The 15,507-nt window shown below is 66.1% G+C and carries 14 protein-coding genes; 6 read left to right on the plus strand and 8 right to left on the minus strand.

The genetic code is table 11. The features are described from left to right. The first annotated feature begins 128 nt into the window (after positions 1-128). A complete protein-coding gene (locus tag ACXJ16_RS00535; protein WP_463920977.1) occupies positions 129-2,597 on the plus strand; it encodes a PhoX family protein in 2,469 nt (822 codons plus the stop codon). A 260-nt stretch (positions 2,598-2,857) separates the two neighbouring features. Continuing rightward, positions 2,858-4,222 (plus strand): aromatic ring-hydroxylating oxygenase subunit alpha, encoded by a 1,365-nt coding sequence (locus tag ACXJ16_RS00540; RefSeq protein WP_463921742.1) that lies wholly within the window; start codon positions 2,858-2,860, stop codon positions 4,220-4,222. A gap of 40 nt (positions 4,223-4,262) precedes the next feature. Here the strand turns inward: ACXJ16_RS00540 and ACXJ16_RS00545 are convergent, their stop codons facing one another. Further along, the gene (locus tag ACXJ16_RS00545; protein WP_054439292.1) at positions 4,263-4,724 is read right to left on the minus strand and encodes an Lrp/AsnC family transcriptional regulator; all 462 of its coding nucleotides are present in this window, start codon (positions 4,722-4,724) and stop codon (positions 4,263-4,265) included. Between the two features lie 107 nt (positions 4,725-4,831). On the opposite strand from ACXJ16_RS00545, the gene phhA reads away from it, so the two are divergent. The 4 genes from phhA to maiA all read left to right on the plus strand — a co-directional run bounded on the left by phhA (position 4,832) and on the right by maiA (position 8,173). Further along, positions 4,832-5,689 carry a phenylalanine 4-monooxygenase gene (gene phhA, locus ACXJ16_RS00550; protein ID WP_463920978.1) on the plus strand — a complete coding sequence of 286 codons (858 nt, stop codon included), beginning with the start codon at positions 4,832-4,834 and terminating at the stop codon, positions 5,687-5,689. After that, complete coding sequence (gene hppD / locus ACXJ16_RS00555; RefSeq protein WP_463920979.1) at positions 5,686-6,825, plus strand: 4-hydroxyphenylpyruvate dioxygenase; 1,140 nt, start codon at positions 5,686-5,688, stop codon at positions 6,823-6,825. The genes phhA and hppD overlap by 4 nt, the downstream gene beginning before the upstream one ends. A gap of 141 nt (positions 6,826-6,966) precedes the next feature. Next, on the plus strand, positions 6,967-7,533 hold the full coding sequence (locus tag ACXJ16_RS00560) for a VOC family protein (RefSeq protein WP_185996819.1): 567 nt from the start codon (positions 6,967-6,969) through the stop codon (positions 7,531-7,533). A gap of 4 nt (positions 7,534-7,537) precedes the next feature. Next, on the plus strand, positions 7,538-8,173 hold the full coding sequence (gene maiA, locus ACXJ16_RS00565; RefSeq protein WP_054439300.1) for a maleylacetoacetate isomerase: 636 nt from the start codon (positions 7,538-7,540) through the stop codon (positions 8,171-8,173). A gap of 21 nt (positions 8,174-8,194) precedes the next feature. Here the strand turns inward: maiA and ACXJ16_RS00570 are convergent, their stop codons facing one another. From ACXJ16_RS00570 to ACXJ16_RS00600, 7 genes are all read right to left on the minus strand, one after another. Beyond that, positions 8,195-8,395, minus strand: a complete 201-nt coding sequence (locus ACXJ16_RS00570; RefSeq protein WP_054439302.1) for a hypothetical protein — start codon at positions 8,393-8,395, stop codon at positions 8,195-8,197. 104 nt (positions 8,396-8,499) lie between these two features. Continuing rightward, positions 8,500-9,201 (minus strand): HAD family hydrolase, encoded by a 702-nt coding sequence (locus ACXJ16_RS00575; protein WP_324696500.1) that lies wholly within the window; start codon positions 9,199-9,201, stop codon positions 8,500-8,502. A 125-nt stretch (positions 9,202-9,326) separates the two neighbouring features. Then, positions 9,327-10,589, minus strand: a complete 1,263-nt coding sequence (locus ACXJ16_RS00580; protein WP_185996822.1) for an N-succinylarginine dihydrolase — start codon at positions 10,587-10,589, stop codon at positions 9,327-9,329. An 8-nt stretch (positions 10,590-10,597) separates the two neighbouring features. Continuing rightward, positions 10,598-11,617, minus strand: a complete 1,020-nt coding sequence (locus tag ACXJ16_RS00585; RefSeq protein ID WP_463920980.1) for an arginine N-succinyltransferase — start codon at positions 11,615-11,617, stop codon at positions 10,598-10,600. Next, positions 11,614-12,822 carry a hydrolase gene (locus ACXJ16_RS00590; protein ID WP_463920981.1) on the minus strand — a complete coding sequence of 403 codons (1,209 nt, stop codon included), beginning with the start codon at positions 12,820-12,822 and terminating at the stop codon, positions 11,614-11,616. Before ACXJ16_RS00590 ends, ACXJ16_RS00585 begins: the two co-directional genes overlap by 4 nt. Continuing rightward, positions 12,822-14,237: a succinylglutamate-semialdehyde dehydrogenase gene (gene astD, locus ACXJ16_RS00595; RefSeq protein WP_463920982.1), complete on the minus strand. Its 1,416-nt coding sequence runs from the start codon at positions 14,235-14,237 to the stop codon at positions 12,822-12,824. The genes ACXJ16_RS00590 and astD overlap by 1 nt, the downstream gene beginning before the upstream one ends. Next, complete coding sequence (locus ACXJ16_RS00600) at positions 14,234-15,265, minus strand: 2-oxoadipate dioxygenase/decarboxylase family protein (RefSeq protein ID WP_463920983.1); 1,032 nt, start codon at positions 15,263-15,265, stop codon at positions 14,234-14,236. The genes astD and ACXJ16_RS00600 overlap by 4 nt, the downstream gene beginning before the upstream one ends. Positions 15,266-15,507: the final 242 nt, after the last annotated feature.

Genomic DNA, 15,507 nt, shown 5'->3' on the forward strand with positions numbered 1-15,507 from the left:
GGCTATTGGATCCGTTCCGGTCCGGTTGTCGTGAAAGAGACACTGAACTGCCATCGAACTTGCGCTCAATTGCCATGAAGCGCCCCTAGCACCCCCTGTGCGAATGTTACAGGAACAGGGGCAAATCCATGACTGAAGGGCTTCCCGCCAACGGTTACACCGATGGCGATGTCGATACCAATTCCACCACCGAGCGCTCGCTCGAAAGCATGGCGGCAGAGCGCTATTCGCGCCGGCAGGCCCTGTTCCGGGGCGCAGGCGCAACGACCATGGCGTTCATGGGCACCGCCGTGCTCGCCGCCTGCGGGGATGACGACGGCGAAGGCGTGGCCGTTACCGCCGGCGCCAATGCCGCGACCAGCGCCGGACGTGTCGTGACCCTCACCGGCAGCCCGGCGAACGGTTACGCCGGGTTCGACACGGCCTGGGCGCAGACCTCGGGTCCCGATGTCGAACTGACCGGTTCGGGTTCGTCGGTCTCCTTCATCGCACCCGCCGTGAGCGCCGCGACCGATCTGGTCTTCACGTTCTCGGCCAAGGACGTTGTCGGCAAGACCCGCACCGCCACCACGACCATTCGCGTGTCGCCGGCGGTGCTGGGCTTCGCTGCCGTACCTCACAGCCTTGCGGATACCGTGAAGGTGCCGTCAGGCTATTCGGTCACGGTGATGACCCGCCTCGGCGATCCGCTGGCCACCGGCGTCTCCGCCTATGCCAACGACGGCACGGATGACAACTTCGCCCAGCGCATCGGCGACCATGGCGATGCTCTGCACTTCTTCGGGCTTTCGGCGGCCGGCGCACGTGACGAAACCAGCTCGACGCGCGGGCTCATGGTGCAGAACCACGAGAACCTCAACGTCCAGTACCTGCATCCCAACGGCCCCACCAACGTCTCCACCGGCCCCCGCCCTGCAGCGGAAGCGCTCAAGGAGATCGAGGCGCACGGTGTCTCGGTGTCGGAATATATCGATGCCGGCAGCCGCAAGTGGTCCTATGTGCCGACCAGCGCGTTCAATCGCCGCATTACCCCGAACACGCCGATGAGCTTCCACGGCCCCGCCGCCGGCTCGACCCTGCTGGTTACCGCCTATTCTGCCGCCGGCACCGCGGGACGCGGAACGATCAACAACTGCGCCAACGGCATCGCGCCCTGGGGAACCAACCTCACCTGCGAGGAAAACTGGGCAGGCTATTTCCGCCGCGTCAGCACCGACAACGCCGCAAGACCGGTTCGGGAAGTCACGGCGCTGGCCCGCTACGGCGTGACCAGCACAGTGGGCAGCTACGCCTGGTCGACCGTGGCCTCGACCGACACCATCTTCACCAAGTGGAACGCCAGCGCCATCGGCGCTGCCGCTTCGGACGATTTCCGCAACGAGCCCAACCAGTACGGATGGGTCGTCGAAATCGATCCCTACGATCCGACCTCGACGCCGCGCAAACGCACCGCGCTGGGGCGTTTCGGCCATGAAGGCGCTTTCGTGCGTGCCGTCGCCGGGCAAAAGGTCGGCGTCTACATGGGCGACGATTCGCGCCGTGAATACCTCTACAAGTTCGTCTCCACGGCGACTTATGCCGCCGCCGATGCTTCGACGACCAGCCGCCTCGCCATGGGCGACAAGTACCTCGACGCCGGTATCCTCTACGTCGCGAAGTTCGGTGCCGACGGCACGGGCCAGTGGCTGCCGCTGGTGTTCGGTTCGGTTCCCAACCGCCCGGCAAGCGGCTCCACGCCGGAATACGTCTTTGCCGACCAGGCCGACATTCTCGTCAATCCGCGCCTTGCCGCGGACGCCCTGGGCGCAACGCCGATGGACCGGCCGGAATGGACGGCAGGCAACCCGGTGACGGGGGAAATCTATCTCACGCTCACCAACAACAATGCCGCCGGTCGCCCGCTCGCCGGCACCGATCCCGCCAATCCGCGTCATTATGGCGATCCCAACCTTTCGGCCTCGACCAGCTACGGCAATCCGAACGGCCACATCGTCCGCCTGCGCGAAGATGGCGACAATACCGCATCGCTCACCTTCAAGTGGGATATCTACCTGTTCGGCGCCGATGCGACCGATTACGGCAGCGACGCCAACGTCAACGTCTCCGGGCTCACCGTGGACAACGACTTCTCCAGCCCGGACGGCTGCTATTTCTCGCGCAGCACCAATCCGGCGGGCCAGATCAACCCCGTGCTCTGGATCGAGACCGACGACGGCGCGATGACGGACCGCACCAATTGCATGCTGCTCGCCGCGATCCCCGGCCATGTCGGCGATGGCGGGGCGAAGACCATCACGAACAAGGACTCGGCCGGCGCCACGGCAACCCAGGCCACTATCGTTGGCGCGGCAGCGACCGCCGCCAACCTGCGCCGCTTCCTGGTCGGTCCGGTCCAGTGCGAGATCACCGGCATCGACATGACGCCGGATGGGCGCACGCTCTTCGTCGGCATCCAGCATCCCGGCGAGAACGGCACGCCCGCCGCGCCGTCCAGCCACTGGCCCGATAGCCAGGCCGGCTCTCCGGCGGCGACGGTGCGTCCGCGTTCGGCGATCGTGGCGATCACCAAGGACGACGGCGGCGTCATCGCCCTGTGATGACGCGCGGGTGAGTGACGGGCGGGGCGCACATTCACGCCTCGCCATCGCTCTCTGAAAAAGTGGAAGGGGAGGGACGCGCCGCGTTCCCTCCCCTTCTGCGCATCTCCCATGGTTGTATCGCCCGGGCGTTGCGCCTTGGCAGCGCGGCGGCTGGCACTGCCTCGTACGATGGCTTAATGAACACACCTGTTGATAACGGGAGAGGCCACGTGAAAGAGACGGGCAAGTCGCAGTCGGCTACGCTGACCGCCAAGGATATGGATGAGGAACGCCTCGCCACTTACCCCACCGATGCCTTCCTTTCGAAGGAATACCTTGCGGCAGAGAAGAAGCTGCTGTGGCCGAAGATCTGGCAAATGGTCGAGCGGGAGACCGACCTTCCCAATCCGGGAGACTGGATGACCTATAACGTCGCGGACGAATCGGTCATCGTCCTGCGCCGGGAAGACGGCTCGCTGCGGGCCTTCCACAATGTCTGCCCCCACCGCGGCCGCCAGCTCGTCTCCGTTCCCGAAGGTGCTCACGACGTGCGCGGCAGCAATCGCCGCAGCTTCGTTTGCGGTTTCCACGGCTGGACCTTCGATCTCGACGGGAAGAACACCTACATTCTCGACCCGCAGGACTGGCACAACAAGCTCACGCCGGAAATGACCTGCCTGTCGGACGTGCAGGTCGATACCTGGGGCGGCTTCATCTATATCAACATGGACCCGGACTGCGTTCCCCTGAAGGAATGGATGGGCCGCGCGGGCGAGATCCTCGATCACTTCGAACTCGCGAAGATGCGCTACAAGTGGCGCCAGTGGGCCATCTACGATTGCAACTGGAAGACCGCGATCGAGGCGTTCCTGGAACCCTATCACGTTGCCGGAACCCATACCCAGCTTCTGGCCTACGGCAATTACTACGCGCTCTCGAAGCAGTATGGGCTGCACTCGGTGTCCAGCTACGACACGCGCGACAGCAAGTTCGCGATGAGTGAAAGCGCCGGCACCACCCGCGCCGGCAAGGGCGACGATCCGCGCCGCTCGACGTACGAGCTGATCAAGGAAAACTACGAGACGGTGAACTACTCCGCCTCGACGGAAACACTCGTCAACGCGGCCAGCCGCCTGGTCGACGAACTGCCGGAGGGGACCTCGGCGCAGGATGTCATCGCGCACTGGATGGCATCGGCCAAGCGCGACGATGCCGCGCGGGGCGTCGCCTGGCCGGAAGTCCCGGCCGAGATCATGGCCGAGGCCGGGCTCGCCTGGGGCCTGTTCCCCAACCAGAACATCCTGCACGGGGTGACTTTCGCACTCTGCTACCGCGTGCGCCCCTATGGCGACGATCCGAACAAGTGCATTTTCGAAAGCTATGCGCTGGAACGCTTCCCCGAAGGCGAGGTGCCGGAAACGGAGTGGACCTATGCCGATCCGACCGGCGACAACTGGGGTTCGGTGCTGGCTCAGGACTTCTCGAACATGGAGTTCGTGCAGAAGGGCATGAAGTCTTCGGGCTTCCGCGGGCCGCTGCCCAATCCGCATCAGGAGCAGAAGGTCATCAACCTTCACCGCAACCTCGCGAACTTCCTTGGAGGGCGCGGCGCGCCCACCAAGCTCGCCATCGATTACAACTAGGGCCTACATCGCCGGATGGCCCCGCGCCGTCCGGCGGCGCTTATTCGAGAGGAAGGGTGCGGGGCTCCTTGATCGCCTCCAGCACGATGCTCGATTTCACATCGCGCACGCCGGGTATGCGAACCAGCGTCTTCAGCGTGATCTGCGAGAGATGCTCCACGTCCCGGGCGATGATGTGGACCAGATAGTCCATGTCCCCCGTCACGGCGTGGCAAGCGATGACATAGGGATTGTCGCGGATCGCCTGTTCGAAGCGTGTGATGTTCTCGTCGATATGGGCGTTGAGGTTGATGAGCACATAGGCTTCGATCTCGAAGCCCAGCTTGCGCGGGTCGAGCACCGGCGCATAGCCCAGGATCACGCCTTCATCTTCCAGACGCTTGATCCGGCGGCTTACCGGCGTGGCGGAAAGGGCGGTGCGTTCCGCCACTTGCGCCACCGCCATGCGCGCGTCTTCCTGTAGCGATGCGATGATCTTGCGGTCGAAAAGGTCGAGCTGCATGATTCCCCTTCAAAAATCCGGGTTCCTGGTGGATTCCGCTATTATGACATAAGACGGCGCGTGCAAATGCACGAATCTTGCGCGTGGCTTGTGATAATCTCTCCAGAATGAAGAAGCCGTCGACAGAGACATCCACGAGCGGGCTTCGGGGAGAGTACGAAGGCGCCGCCGCCGATTATACCGTCGGCCAGGATTGGCATTCCTACACCCCGGAGATGCACGAACGCTGGCGCCGCCTCCACGCGAGGCAATCGGCGCTGGTGGCGACGCATGCCTGTGCGGCCTTCCGCGAAGGGCTCGCGCGGCTGGACTGTGCGGAGGGTATTCCGCGCTTCGAGGATGCCAATGCGATTCTCGGCCCTGCTACCGGCTGGCAGCTTGTCGGCGTGCCCGGTTTCATTCCCGATGCGGTGTTCTTCGACCATCTCGCCCATCGCCGCTTCCCGGTGACGCGCTGGCTGCGGGAGGAACATGAACTGGACTACCTCGTCGAGCCGGACGTGTTCCATGATTTCTTCGGCCATGTGCCGATGCTGCTGGACCCGACGATCGCCGATTTCCTGGAGCTTTACGGCAAGGCCGGAACGCGGGCGATGGCGATGGACGCGCTCGACATGCTGGCACGGATCTACTGGTACACCATCGAGTTCGGGCTGGTGCGCGAGGATGGCGGGCTGAAGGTCTTCGGCGCCGGGATCATCTCCTCGTCCAGCGAGACGCGCTATTCGATCGAGGATCGCGAGGTCCTGCGCCTGCCGTTCGATGCGGTCCGCGTCATGCGCACGGGCTACATGATCGACTCCTTCCAGAAGACCTATTTCGTCCTCGAAAGCCTGCCGCAGCTGATCGAGGACCTCGTCGGGCTGGACTTCGGCCCGGTCTACGAAACCTGGCGCGCCGCGCCGCCCATTCCCGCCGGAGACCTGCTTTCCGGCGAAACCCCCTTCGGAGAACTGACCCCATGACCGACATCTTCGACAACCCCATCGGCCTCGACGGATTCGAGTTCGTTGAATTCTCCGCACCCGAGAAGGGCGTGCTGGAGCCGGTTTTCGAAGCGATGGGCTTTACCAAGATCGCCCGCCACCGTTCGAAGGACGTTGAGCTTTGGCGTCAGGGCGGGATCAACTTCATCACAAATTACGAGCCGCACAGCCCGGCCTGGTTCTTCAGCCGCGAACACGGTCCCTCCGCCTGCGGCATGGGATTCCGCGTCAGGGACGCCCGCGCTGCCTATGCCGAACTTCTGGCGCGTTCGGCCGAGCCGATCCAGGTCGCGACCGGCCCGATGGAACTGCACCTTCCCGGCATTCGCGGCATCGGCAATTCCATCATCTACCTGATCGACCGTTATGAGCGGATCGATGAAAACGGGGAAAGCGACGGCGCGCTGTCGATCTATGACATCGATTTCGAATATCTGCCGGGGGTGGACCGCCACCCGGTCGGCGCTGGGTTCGACCTGATCGACCACCTCACGCATAACGTCTATGGCGGCCGCATGGCCTATTGGGCGGATTATTACGAGAAGCTCTTCAATTTCCGCGAGATTCGCTACTTCGACATCAAGGGCGAATATACCGGCCTGACCTCCAAGGCGCTCACCGCGCCGGACGGCAAGATCCGCATCCCGCTCAACGAGGAAGCCGAGGGCGGCAAGGGCCAGATCGACGAGTTCCTCCGGGCCTTCAACGGTGAGGGCATCCAGCATATCGCCCTGATCTGCAACGATCTCATCGGCGCATGGGATCGTCTGAAGTCGCTTGGCGTGCCCTTCATGACCGCGCCGCCGGAAACCTATTACGAGATGCTGGCCGAGCGCCTGCCCGGGCACGGCGAGCCGGCCGACGAACTCAAGGCGCGCGGCATCCTGCTGGATGGTACGACCGACGGCGGCCAGCCGCGCCTGCTGCTCCAGATCTTCGCCGAAGCGCGGGTGGGGCCGGTGTTCTTCGAATTCATCCAGCGCAAGGGCGACGACGGCTTCGGCAACGGCAACTTCAAGGCGCTGTTCGAGAGCATGGAGCGCGACCAGATCCGCCGCGGCGTGCTGAAGCCTGCCGAGAGCCCCGCCCGAGAGATGGAAGAACCGGCGGAATAGGCGAGCACTACCGAAAGGGCGGGAGAGAAGAGGAAAACCTCATCCCGCCCATTCCGAGCCCTGGCCCAAGGGCAGGCCTGCCGAAGTGGAAGCTTGTCCAGGCACGACCGGCGCACCACTTCGGATGTACGGAGAGAGAAGATGACTGAACAGAGCCCCCAACCGGCCCCCATTCTCGGCGGAATCCACCATGTCGCCTACCGCTGCCGCGACGCCAAGGAGACCGTGGACTTCTACCGCGATGTGATGGGCATGGATTTCATGCTTGCCATTGCCGAGGACAAGGTGCCCTCCACCGGCGCGCCCGATCCCTACATGCATGTCTTCCTCGACTGCGGCGGCGGCAACGTGCTGGCTTTCTTCGAGCTGCCGAATGCGCCCGAGATGGGCCGGGACGAGGCGACCCCGGCCTGGGTCCAGCATATCGCCTTCAAGGTCGAGAGCGAGGAAGGTCTGCTTGCCGCCAAACAGCGGGCCGAAGCGCGCGGGCTGGAAGTGGTGGGCCCGGTCCACCACGGGGTGTTCAAGTCGATCTATTTCTTCGATCCGAACGGCCACCGCCTCGAACTGGCCTGGCAATTCGGGACCTCCAGCCAGATGGCGAGCCTCAGGGCGGTTGCGGATGACATGCTGGAGGAGTGGTCGCGTACCCGCAAGGCACCGCGCCATGCCGCGTGGCTGCACGAGAAGATCGCGGCGGAGACCTGATCGCGTGCGGCTTCATGGCTACTGGCGCAGCTCCACCAGCTATCGCCTGCGGATTGCGCTGGCCCTCAAGGGGTTGGAATACGAGCAGGTCGAAGTGAACCTGCTTGGCGCGGAGCAGCGCTCCGAGGAATACCGCCGCCTGAATCCCTTCGGCGGTGTTCCGGCGCTGGAGGTCGACGGGCGCATCTACGCGCAGTCGATGGCGATCCTGGAATGGCTCGACGAGCGTTTCCCGGACCGTCCGCTGCTCCCCCGCGATGTCGAGGATCGTTTCGCCGTGCGCGAACTGGCCATGGCGATTGCCACCGAACTTCACGCACCGCTCAACTTGCCGGTGCTGGCTTACCTCAAACATGACCTCGGCCATTCGCAGGACGAGATCGATGTCTGGTATCGGCACTGGATCGCCCGCACTTTCGAGGGCGTGGAGGCGCGGCTGGCGCAGCGCGGGGCGGGGGAGTTCCTGCTCGGCGCGCCCGGCATGTTCGAATGCGTTCTTATGCCACAGCTCTATAATGCGCGGCGATTTTCCTGCGATCTCGGGGCCTTTCCGCATCTGACGCAGATCGAGGCGGCTTGCCGGGAGCACCCGGCTTTCGCCGCGGCGCATCCCGACGTTCAGGCGGCTCGCCCCTCCTGAGGGCGGGGTTTGCGAAAAGGGTCAGGCCTTCGGCGTGACCCAGACTTCGACCGGGGCCGCGAACTTGCCCGGTGCGGGCTTGCCCACATGGACGCGGTCCGCGGTAACGAGTTCGCCGCTCGCGAGGTTGAAGCTGGCCCAGGGCTTGGGCATGCGGCCGAAGGTCATCTTCTGGATGGGCTGGCCGGTGGTCGAATTCATGATGGTGGCGATGATGCTCATCCGCCCGCCCGTAGCCATGTCGGGCCGGGCGGGTCCAGCGCCGAACCGCAGCTATGCACGGCCCAATTCATCGCCCCGGATTTCGATTCGGGACGGCGGCCGGATCAGCTTTCCGCAGGCGCCAGCAGCAGGTCGCGCAGTGCATGGAGGCTCGGCAGAACCTGCGCGCAGACCAGTGTCTGTTCCTCGGTCGCAGGCAGGAGATCGGGTACCATGACCGTGGCGATCCCTGCCGCCGTGGCCGAGCGAACGCCCGCCGGGCTGTCCTCGATGGCGACGCAGTGCGCCGGATCGACGCCCAGACGGCTGGCGGCCAGGAGATAGGGTTCGGGATGTGGCTTTGCCTGCGCCACGTCGTTGCGGGTGACGACGACATCGAAATAGTGGAGCAGCCCGGCCTTCTCCAGCCGCTGCTGCGCATAAGGCGCCTCGGAAGACGTGGCGATCGCCATCGGCACGCCTGCCTTGGCGAAGTGCGCCAGAATCACGTCCGCGCCGGGACGAAGCGGAATTCCGGCTTCTAGCATGGCTTCGAACACCGCGTCGCTCTCCGCAAAGAACCGGTCGAGCGGAAAGTCAGGCCCCATGAAGTCCGCCACCAGCCGGCGCGATCCATCGCGGTGGATGCCGACCATGGAGGCCTGCAGTTCTTCGGCCAGCGGATAGCCCATCGCCTTGCCGGTCTGCGCGAAAGCCCTGCCATGCGCGGCCTCGGTATCGAGCAGGGTGCCGTCCATGTCGAAGATCGCGGCGCGGATCGGATCGGGAAGAAGGGAAGAGCGAACGGTTTCTGAAATCAGGGCCATGCCTTACAATATGAAGGCTGAGTGCGGCGGAACCATTGCAAAACAGGAATGTGCAGTTGCGAAAAGCGCCGGTTGCGCGCGGCCGGATGCTTCTGGCTGGAAAAGGGGCAGTGACGGGTCAGGTGTCAGAACGCATCCCGGTCCAGTTCCTCAAGCCCCAGTTCCTTGCAGAGTGCGGCGCGGGCGGAAAGGCAATCGGCCCAGAGGGCGGGGTTCGACAGGTCTTCCACGGCGATGTGTTCGGGCCAGAGGCGCGCGACGAGGGCTTCGATGCGGTCGAGCTTTTCAGGCGTCGCCATGAAGCGCGGGTCTACCGCCGCGGGATTGGCGACGACGCGAAGGCGCAGGCAGGCGGGGCCGCCGCCATTGGCCATCGATTCGCGCAAGTCATGGACGAAGAGATGGCGGATCGGCCCGTTGCCGGAGACATGGCCTTCCAGCCAGGCCCACACGGCCGGCGTTTCCCGCGCTTCTCCGGGCAGCACGAGCGCAGCCTCGCCCGAGGGCAGCGTTACCAGCTGGGCATTGAACAGGTAGGAGCGGATCGCATCGGCAAGGCTCACCTCGCTTGCGGGGACCTCGACGATTTCCACTTCCGGCAGCTTCGCGCGCAAGTCGGCGTAAAAGCCCTCGCGGTCGGCGAAGGCCTGTTCGTGCGTGAACAGCACGCGCTCGTTGGCGACCGCGACGACATCGTTGTGGAAGGCGCCGGCGGCGATGGCCTCGGCCGACTGGAGGGCAAGGATCGTGCGCTCCGGGTCCAGGCCGTGGCGGCGGGCAACGGCGGCGCTGGCTTCACGGTGCTGGCGGGCGGGGAACGGGCCGCCCGCCTCGCCGTAGACGAAGACCTCCACGCCCGGCGCATCGTGGCGGGCGCAGAGGCGCATGTGATTGGCGGCGCCTTCATCGCCGAAGGGGGGCGGCACCGGGGCGTGGACGGCGAAATGCGCGTCATTGGCGAAGGCGATTCGGAGCTGCGCCAGCGTCTCCTGCCATTCGTGGCTGCGGTGCGGCATCGTGACGAGGTTCGCCGCAGTGAGATGGCAGCGACCGTCGGCGGTGTCGGGCGCGGGAGAGACAGTGGCGGCATTGGCGGCCCACATCGACGAGGCCGAGAGGGCATTGGCCCGGAGCGTTGCGCTCGCCGTTTCGGGCGTGGTGCCGAGCCGGGCCAGCCAACCTGCATCGGGGCGGCGCTGGGGCAGGAAAAAGCCCTGCGCCAGCCCGCGTTCCAGGTTCGCGCGCATCTTGGCGATGCCCTGCAGGGCTGCGGCGCGCGGGGCTGAGACCTTGCCGAGGTTCCGGGCCGAGGCGAGATTGCCGAGGCTGAGGCCTGCATAGTTGTGGGTCGGGCCGACGATGCCGTCGAAATTGATCTCGGTGAGCATGAAGGGCCTCAGGCGCTGGCGTAAGTGATCGTGTCGCCCGGCGCGACGCCGAGCAGGGCTGCCGCCGCACTGTCCAGCACGACGCCGCCATCCGCCGTGTCGACATGGCCGAGGCAGGAGCGGAACGTGGCGAGATGGCCGGTGGCGACGAGGTGGCTGGCCTCGGTCCCGTCATCCTCCACCAGGGCGGTGATCGGCGCCGTGCGGGCTTCCTGCACGGTGCGGATGTGATCGGTGCGGGCGATCATGGTCGGCCCGCCGTCGAAGATGTCGACGTAATTCTGGAAGGCGAAGCCCTCGTTTTCCAGCATCCGCATCGCCGGACGGCCCGAATAGTGCGGCTGGCCCATGACCTGCCGCGCGGCTTCGGAAAGGAGCGCGGTGTAGATCGGATGCTTGGGCATGAGGTCGGCGATGAACTGGTTGCCGTGCTTGGCGTTGAATTCGTCGGCATCGCGGAAGCTCATGTCGAAGAAGCGCCCGGCGAGCCCGTCCCAGAACGGGGAGTTGCCGGCATCGTCGATGGCGCCGCGCAGTTCGGCCAGCGTGGTGTCGCCGAACCGCGCACGGTGCATCTGGATGAACAGGTAGCGGCTCCGGGCGAGCAGTTTCCCCACGCCCGCCGAACGCTCGGTGGCGTCGAGGTAGAGCCCGCCCACTTCGCTCGCGCCGTCGAGATCGGTGCAGAGGGTCAGCATGTCGGCGCGGAACGTGCGGTCCAGCTCCTTGGAATGCTGGGTGATGCGGCCGATGCGATAGGAATAGAACGGCAGTTCCGTGCCGACTTGCGAGAACGCCTGGCAGGTGCCGCGCACTTTGCCGGATTCGGTGTCCTCGAGAATGAATACGAAGAGATCGTTGGCGATCTCGTCGCTCTCGCGCGCGAAGCTCTTCGCGGTGCGGGTGAGCTTGGCTTCGAGTGTCGGCTTGTCTGGCGGGAGATTGGTGAAGCCGCCCCCGGTGCCCTTGGCCATGCGGTAAAGGGCTTCAAGGTCCTTTTCCTGTGCGGTGCGCAGGAGGAACGTCATGCGGCAAGTACTCCGGTGCGGTCCAGACGGTGCAGGACCAGGGCGGTGAGGCGGGCGCGGGCGTCGAGGGAATCGGCCAGCAGGAATTCGTCGGGCGAATGGATGGCGCCGCCCAGCGCGCCCATGGTGTCGAGCACCGGCACGCCGCAGGCGGCGATATTGTTGCCGTCGCACACGCCGCCGGTGTCCTTCCAGCTCATCGGCTGTCCCAGATCGGCGGCGGCCTTGCTGACGAGGCCGTAGAGCGCCTCGGTCCCCGCGGAGATCGCCTTGGGCGGGCGCGAGACGTGACCGTGCAGGTGGACATGCACGTCGTGGATGGCGGTCACTTCGGCCACCATGGCATCGATCAGGGTCTGCGCCTCGGCGGCGAGTTCGGGGGTGGCGGGGCGCATGTTGAAGTGCAGGATCGCAAGGTCCGGCACGGTATTGTTAGGGGCGCCGCCTTCGATCCTGGCGGGGTTCACGGAAAGGCCCGGGCGCCGCATCGCGGCAAGGCGAAGGGCGAGGTCTCCGGCCGCGACCACCGCATTGCGCCCGTCCTCGGGATTGCGCCCGGCGTGGGCCGAGCGGCCTTGAACGACGACCGCGTAGTTGCCCGAACCGGGCCGCGCCCGCGCCATCTGCCCGCCGGGCAGCGCGGGTTCATAGGTCAGCGCCGCCAGCTTGTCCTTCGCCAGACCGGCGATCAGGGCAGCGGAGGAGAGCGAACCGGTCTCCTCGTCGCTGTTGACGAGGACGTCGTAGCCCAGCGTCGGCCCGGATCGTTCGTAGGCGGCAAGTCCCGCCAGCATCAGCGCGAGGCCGCCCTTCATGTCGGCGGTGCCAGGGCCGTGAAGCGTGTTGTCGTCCAGCCAGTCGCAAGTCTGGAACGGATGTTCGCGAGGGTAGACGGTGTCCATGTGGCCGGTGAGGATCACGCGCCGTTCGGCCTGCGGGCGCACGGAGACCACCAGATGGCGGCCATGGACGACTTCGCGGAGCCGGCCCTGCGCGTCGACTTTTTCGACCGGGGCGGGATCGACCAGCCGGACATCGCCCGGCAGGATCGCGAAGGCATCGGCAAGGCGCGCGGCCATCGCCGCCAGCCCCTCGACATGGGCGGTGCCGCTGTTGATCGCCGCCCAGTCCAGCGTGTGGGCGAGGATCGGTGCACGCGCGACCGGGGCGAGCAGTTCCTGTTCGGCTCCGGTCAGGCCCGCCATCAGCGCAGCTTGCCGGTGAGTGCGCCGCTGTTGCCGGCAACCGTTGCCGCCTCGAAGCTGGCGACCGGATAGGCGCAGTAGTCGGCCGCGTAATAGGCGCTCGGCCGGTGATTGCCGCTGTCGCCCAGACCGCCGAACGGCATCGAGCCTGCAGCGCCCGTGGTGGGGCGGTTGCGGTTGACCACGCCGGCGCGGCTTTCCAGCACGAAGCGGTCCCACAGGGCGTCATCGGCGCTGACAAGCCCGGCGGAGAGGCCGAAGCGGGTCGCGTTGGCGGCGGCCATGGCGGCGTTGAAGCCCGGCGCGCGGGTGATCTGGATCACCGGGGCGAAGATTTCCTCGTCCGGCACCGCGATCCCGGTCACGTCGATCATGCCGGGGGTGACGAAGGCGCCGCTGCGGCCTGCCACGCCGCCGAACGGGCGGACGATCCTGGCACCGCGCGCGGCGAGTTCGGCGAACCGGTCGATCGCGGCCTCGGCGGCGGCTTCCGAGATCAGCGGGCCGATCCAGGGTTCGGGCGTCTCGTTCCATTCGCCGATCGCGATCCGGTCCGCCAATGCGCCGACGGCATCGACGAGCGCGGCACCGAACGGGCTGTCCGGCACGATGACGCGGCGGGCGCAGGAGCAGCGCTGGCCGGTGGTGATGAAGCTCGACTGGACGATGACCGAGGCGGCTTCATCGACGTCGCCGTCCCAGACCACCAGCGGGTTGTTGCCGCCGAGTTCGAGGGCGAGGATCACGTCGGGCCGATCAGCGAAGATCCGCCGGAAATGCGCACCCGCGCCTGCCGAGCCGGTGAACAGCAGCCCGTCGATATGTCCGGCGACCAGCGCCTCGCCGGTTTCGCGGGCTCCGTGGACGATCTGGAACACGCCTTCGGGCAGCCCCGCTTCGGCCCAGGCATCGGCCATGGCCTGCCCGGTCGCGGGGGTCATTTCCGAGGGCTTGAAGACCACGGTGTTCCCCGCCAGCAGGGCAGGAACGATGTGGCCGTTCGGCAAGTGGCCGGGGAAGTTGAACGGCCCGAGCACCGCCATGACGCCGTGCGGGCGGTGGCGCAGAACGGCCTGTCCGAACGGCATGTCGCTGCGCTTCTCGCCGGCACGCTCGGCCTGCGCGGCGATCGAGATGCCGACCTTGCCGATCATCGAGGCCAGTTCGGTGCGGGTTTCCCAGAGCGGTTTGCCGGTCTCGCGCGAGATCGTCTCGGCAATCGCCTCCTTGCGGGCTTCGAGCACGGCCTTGAACCGCTGTGCCGCCTCGACGCGCGCGGCGACGGGAAGCGAGGCCCAGCCGGGGAAGGCCGCGCGGGCGCGGGCGAGCGCGGCGTTCACGGCTTCCGGGGTGGCGATCTCGCCCTCCCAGACGAGCGCACCGCTCGCCGGATCGTAGGACCGGAGCTCGCTCATGCGTTCCTCGTGACGGCGAAGATTCCGGTGGCATTGCCGGAATCGAAAGTGAGATCGAGCTTGCCGGTTTCCGGATCGATATCGCGGGTGATGAATTCGTAGAACGACCCCGGCACTGGCAGCGGCACTTCGGCGCCGTCCGCCTCGCGGAAGGGGCGCACCACCTTGTCGGCAAGGATCGCGGTCTGGCGCACGCGGCCGTTCCGGGAAATCTCGACCGAAGGCTTCATCGGATAGCCGTCCTCCCTCAGTTCCTCGGCCAGCGCGATCACGTTCGCAACGCGGGTCGTGGCATGGTTGAAGGCGTTGCCCTCCGTGGCGATCCAGGCCCCTTCCTTGGTGGCGGGGAGCAGCACCTCGTAATCCGCAAGGGCGGGCGGTTCGTGCTGGCGCCCGAAAGCGGCCAGCGCGCCCTTGAGGGCGGTGACGGCTTCGTCGAAGCTGGCTTCGCCATGCTCGGAAAGGGCACCGAGCGCCTGCCATTCGGCCGTGCCCAGCGGATCGGCCGACGTGCCGAACACATTGGCGCAGGCGGTCTGTGCGGCTTCGGGCAATTCCGAGACGTGGAGTTCCGAAACGAAGAACTGGGGGATCGTCTCTGGCAGATCGCGCTGGACATAGGCGCGCCCGGTCATTTTCAGCGCGGGAAGCGGATAGAGGCCGCCCACTTCATAGCCCAGCGGCGCGAGGAAGCGCGCGAAGGCCGTGTGCCCGCGCGGGAGTTCGCCGGTCTCGCCGTCGATCGTGCGAAGCGCGCCATGGTCGAACACGATGGTTTCGCCCGCGTCGCGGATCGATTGCACGTAGCGGGCCGCGGTCGGCACGCGGTCCAGCAGGTCCACGAACAGCGCCGCGTTGAGCGCCATCGCGACTTGCGCGCGACTGGCGCTGTCTCCGGTGCCGGCAAGCGCGGGATCGATGGCAAGAGTGGTCAGGGCAAGGGTTGCCGGCTGTTCGCCGACGACCGCGGAAAGCAGCCGGTACAGCATCTGGTCCCGGTTCGCGAAAAGGCTGGAGGCAGAGGGCATCGGTTCCCGTCGTTTCTCTGTTGCGCGTTATGGAACGACATAGGAAACGGCCATGGGTAAGTCCATGCCGCCCAGGGGTAAGCGGCGCTTTTTTGTCTATACTTTTAGGCAGCAAGTGCAGCACGATTCCGAGTCGCGACCGTGCAGATGTGAACGCAGGGACGCGGTTCGTTCGGCAGGTCGCCATTTGGCACCGTTTTGGCGCGTTATGTGAAGTTTTTTGCAGTGCAGCGGGAAACTCA

The organism is Novosphingobium sp. TK71, assembly GCF_055361505.1.

Bases quoted from the DNA above. Each gene is read 5' to 3' on its own strand.
- ACXJ16_RS00535 (WP_463920977.1), top strand. From the start codon at position 129: ATGACTGAAGGGCTTCCCGCCAACGGTTACACCGATGGCGATGTCGAT.
- ACXJ16_RS00540 (WP_463921742.1), top strand. From the start codon at position 2,858: ATGGATGAGGAACGCCTCGCCACTTACCCCACCGATGCCTTCCTTTCG.
- ACXJ16_RS00545 (WP_054439292.1), bottom strand. From the start codon at position 4,724: ATGCAGCTCGACCTTTTCGACCGCAAGATCATCGCATCGCTACAGGAA.
- phhA (WP_463920978.1), top strand. From the start codon at position 4,832: ATGAAGAAGCCGTCGACAGAGACATCCACGAGCGGGCTTCGGGGAGAG.
- hppD (WP_463920979.1), top strand. From the start codon at position 5,686: ATGACCGACATCTTCGACAACCCCATCGGCCTCGACGGATTCGAGTTC.
- ACXJ16_RS00560 (WP_185996819.1), top strand. From the start codon at position 6,967: ATGACTGAACAGAGCCCCCAACCGGCCCCCATTCTCGGCGGAATCCAC.
- ACXJ16_RS00570 (WP_054439302.1), bottom strand. From the start codon at position 8,395: ATGAGCATCATCGCCACCATCATGAATTCGACCACCGGCCAGCCCATC.
- ACXJ16_RS00575 (WP_324696500.1), bottom strand. From the start codon at position 9,201: ATGGCCCTGATTTCAGAAACCGTTCGCTCTTCCCTTCTTCCCGATCCG.
- ACXJ16_RS00580 (WP_185996822.1), bottom strand. From the start codon at position 10,589: ATGCTCACCGAGATCAATTTCGACGGCATCGTCGGCCCGACCCACAAC.
- ACXJ16_RS00585 (WP_463920980.1), bottom strand. From the start codon at position 11,617: ATGACGTTCCTCCTGCGCACCGCACAGGAAAAGGACCTTGAAGCCCTT.
- ACXJ16_RS00590 (WP_463920981.1), bottom strand. From the start codon at position 12,822: ATGGCGGGCCTGACCGGAGCCGAACAGGAACTGCTCGCCCCGGTCGCG.
- astD (WP_463920982.1), bottom strand. From the start codon at position 14,237: ATGAGCGAGCTCCGGTCCTACGATCCGGCGAGCGGTGCGCTCGTCTGG.
- ACXJ16_RS00600 (WP_463920983.1), bottom strand. From the start codon at position 15,265: ATGCCCTCTGCCTCCAGCCTTTTCGCGAACCGGGACCAGATGCTGTAC.